The following is a 2,927-nucleotide window of genomic DNA, read 5'->3' as shown; positions in this document are numbered from 1 at the left end:
ACAAAACGCTGGCCACATACAGGCTATAAAGAGGGAATTAGGATAACAGCTGCTTGTATTGATACCGGTGGTGGACATACACAGGCAGTTTATAATTATGTACGCCCGCGTGAAGGGCGGCGCATTTGGGGGATTAAGGGGCAAGCGGGATGGCGTGCGGTATGGCCACGCCGACCAAGCAAAAACAATAAAGGACAGATTAATCTTTATATTGTTGGGGTTGATGCCGCGAAAGATATCATTACAGCACGGTTTAAAAAATCGGGACCTGAAGCAACGGGGGCTGGTGCAACACACTTTCACAAAAGCCTTGATCGAGAATATTTTGACCAACTGACCGCTGAAAGAAAAGTCATCAAATATTTTAAAGGCTTCAAGCGTATTGAATGGCAAAAAAGTGAAAAGGCAAGAAATGAAGCCTTGGACTGTAGGGTCTATGCTTATGCGGCTTTACAAGGTCTGATTTCGGCAGGAATAAACCTTAATCGAGAAGTCGATATCTTAGAAGAGCGTCTGGAAAAACTTAAAATTGAAGGCTCTTTAGAGCAGCCAACATCAGAACATCTGCCCTCTCCTTCTCCAAGAAGATCTCAGACAGCACAGCCTCAAAAGAAGCCATTCAGAACAATGATGAATCCTTATATGCGAGGGGATTGGAGGTAATTTGTGGGTGAAACTTTAGAACCAATTAACAGCAAAATTGAGAGACTTGAAAACTTAAAAAGGCGGCGTGAACAAATTGAAGAGGCTCTTTATTCGGGTGCGCAATCGGTGCGCCATGGCGATAAGCAAGTAAGCAACCGTTCTGTTGAGGAACTGCGCAGAGCGCTTGAGATGCTGAACACACAAATAGCGGACCTTGAAGGGCGCAAGCGTTCACGCGTTTTCTATTTTAATATATCACGAGGCTATTAATGGCTGGCTTTATCAATAAACTCACGGGCTTTTTTACAATTTCTCGTCAACACAATCCCCATTTTGAAGCGGCAAGTAAAAGCCGTCGCATGGGTGGTTTTGACCCCGCCAAAAAACATATCAATAAAGCCATTGAGGAATGCGGTGATACCATTGTTGCCCGTTCAAGATGGCTTTATGACAATGAATCTCTTTATGGGTCTGCAACGGAGGAATGGGTCTCTGCGGCTGTAAGTGATGGGATTAAACCTTATCCTCGTATTGAAGGCTTTCAAGAAGAAAAGAAAAAGCTTTTAGACTTATGGTGGCAATGGGCTGATGAAGCCGATTATGATGAAGATACCAGCTTTTATGGGCTGCAAGCAACCATTGCACGAGAGGTCTTTTTAACCGGAGAGTGCTTTGTAAGATTGCATTATGTTGACCTCTACGGGCGCTCTGGCGTGCCTCTTCAATTGCAAGTTTATCCAACCGAAATGCTAGACCTTACCTACAATGGACCTGCTGAAATTGAAGGCAATTACATTCGTATGGGGATTGAATTTAACGCCAGTGGTAAGCGCGTTGCTTATCATTTCTGGGAACATCATCCCTATGATGATGTCCCTGCAAATATGGCATTTGAGAGCCAAGAGCGCGTGCGCGTCCCTGCTGAAATGGTCCTTCACATCAAAGAGCGCCGTATTGCCGGACAATTGCGCGGTTCTCCCAAAATAACGCGCGCTATGACAAAGATCTTTCAACTCGAATCCTATGATGATGCAGAGCTTGAACGAAAAAAAACAGCGGCTCTTTTTGCGGTGTTTATTACAGGGAAGGAATCTCATGAGGCAGAGTTAGAGGATAATCGTGAAAAAACGAAAATTGAACAGAAGGTAGAAAAGAAGATTGAAGAGGTACCCGAAGAGCATCCAATTTACCCTGGCTCAGTTAACGTGGTCGATGGCGAAAAACAAATTACATTTTCAACCCCGGTTGAGGTTGGTGGTTCTTACGAGGCTTTTCAATTTCGCAATATCTTGAAAATTTGTGCAGCACTTAATATGCCTTATGCCGTTGTGACTGGAGACGTTACGCGGGGGAATTTTTCTAATGTGCGTACCTCTATCATTCAGTTTAGACGGCACGTCAAACAATGGCGTGAACATATTATTGCCTTTCAGTTTAACCGCATTGTGTGGGAGCGTTTTGTTGAAATGGCAGTGCTTTCTGGATGTGTCAATTTGCCAGGGTGGGAAGAAAATTCCTTGCCATGGCTTCAATGTGAAAGCTTTGCACCCCCGCTTGAAATGATTGATCCAAACAAGGATATCTCAGCGGAAAAAGAAGAAATTCGTGCAGGCTTGAAAACACGACGCATGGCACTTGCCGAGCGTGGCTTTGATATCGACAGCATTCATGCCGAACTTGAAGAAGAGCACACAGACGCTCGTGCGCGCGGCTTATCTTTTGACACCGATATGGCGGCACCGGCTGGTAGCAATCAAGTAATTGATCCCGCAGATTCAGAACCTTCTGAAACTTATGAAAGTAACCAAGGCAGTAAGGCGCAGACAAATGGTGAATAATCTCGACATGCCGTTTTTGGCATCACGGCTTTTTGGAGTTCCACACATGCTTGCCTCCACAAAGCTTGATATTATTCTCAATGCTCTTGCTCCACGGCTTTTTGCAAGTGAAAATTTTCCCATTGAAGCTTATTCGCAAGGGAGTACAGAAGCTTTAAGACCACCAGAAACCTATGTGGTGCAAAACAATGTTGCTATAATACCGGTTCATGGCACGCTTGTACGCCGCGGTGCATGGCTTGGAGCTTTATCGGGATTGACGTCTTATGAGGGGTTAAGGGCTTCTTTTCGTGAAGCCATTGCACAACCTGATGTTCGTGCTGTTTTACTTGATATTGACAGCGGCGGTGGAGAAGCCGGTGGTGTCTTTGATTTGGTTGAAGAGTTTCAAACACTCTCAAAACAATACGACAAGCCCATTTGGGCACATGCCAATGAGTTTGC

General features: G+C 44.9%; 3 protein-coding genes and 1 pseudogene. All 4 read left to right on the top strand.

Annotation, left to right across the window (positions count from 1 at the left end; genetic code table 11):
• The coding region (locus tag ACFIJJ_RS09295; RefSeq protein WP_375646754.1) for a terminase gpA endonuclease subunit at window positions 1-663 on the top strand (663 nt) is incomplete at its 5' end.
• Window positions 664-666: 3 nt separating this feature from the next.
• Window positions 667-915, top strand: a complete 249-nt coding sequence (locus ACFIJJ_RS09290; RefSeq protein ID WP_273757285.1) for a phage head-tail joining protein — start codon at window positions 667-669, stop codon at window positions 913-915.
• Window positions 915-2,483, top strand: coding sequence for a phage portal protein (locus ACFIJJ_RS09285; protein WP_375646752.1), 1,569 nt, complete (start codon window positions 915-917; stop codon window positions 2,481-2,483). Before ACFIJJ_RS09290 ends, ACFIJJ_RS09285 begins: the two co-directional genes overlap by 1 nt.
• A pseudogene (locus ACFIJJ_RS09280) lies at window positions 2,473-2,927 on the top strand (S49 family peptidase); the annotation flags it as partial. The gene ACFIJJ_RS09285 and the pseudogene ACFIJJ_RS09280, both read left to right, overlap by 11 nt.

The sequence above is a fragment of the Bartonella sp. TT29SHDZB genome, assembly GCF_042193395.1.
Lineage (GTDB): Bacteria > Pseudomonadota > Alphaproteobacteria > Rhizobiales > Rhizobiaceae > Bartonella.
Note: the sequence above shows the minus strand (reverse complement) of the source record. Positions and strands in the feature narration are given on the sequence as shown.